The organism is Corallococcus sp. AB049A, assembly GCF_003668885.1.
Lineage (GTDB): Bacteria > Myxococcota > Myxococcia > Myxococcales > Myxococcaceae > Corallococcus > Corallococcus interemptor.
Genome location: NZ_RAWL01001006.1, coordinates 1 through 471, shown reverse-complemented (window position 1 = coordinate 471; position 471 = coordinate 1). Strand labels below are relative to the sequence as shown.

Sequence of the window (471 nt, the reverse complement as noted above, 5' to 3'; positions counted from 1 at the left end):
CATCGAAACGGCGTTCAGAAGGTGTTCTACATGGATTCACCATATGAAGGCACCACGGGCTATCGAGGTGTACCCCCATTCGATCATGACAAGTATTGGAACCTTATGAGGGAACTAAGCCGAGATCATATGGTGTTCATCTCCGAGTACATACACCCAGATGATTTCGTGCCAGTTGAGACATTCAACAGCCGAATCACCCTGAGTCGCGAAGACAAAACACAGACCAAATCCGAATACCTGTTGGTTCATGAATCGCGTGCTCATGAATACATCACAACGTTAACCACCCCTAGAAAGGAGACGCTACATGAGCCTACCGATTCCATCCCTACTGTTATCCCCTAACGAATCAAGAGACCGCAATGGCCCAGTCACGCCTACCATCTCAGGCGGTGTGCGTGTGGTCGATGGTGAACATGGACCTGCATGGCAGGTTGCCGAGGCCACAGAGAACCTGCTACCAAAGAC

The 471-nt window shown here is 50.3% G+C and carries 1 protein-coding gene; it reads left to right on the top strand.

The window, feature by feature from the left end; all coding sequences use genetic code 11:
• Nucleotides 1-348: hypothetical protein (locus D7X55_RS45100; RefSeq protein WP_233610429.1), on the top strand; the 348-nt coding region annotated here is incomplete at its 5' end.
• Between the last annotated feature and the right edge of the window lie 123 nt (nt 349-471).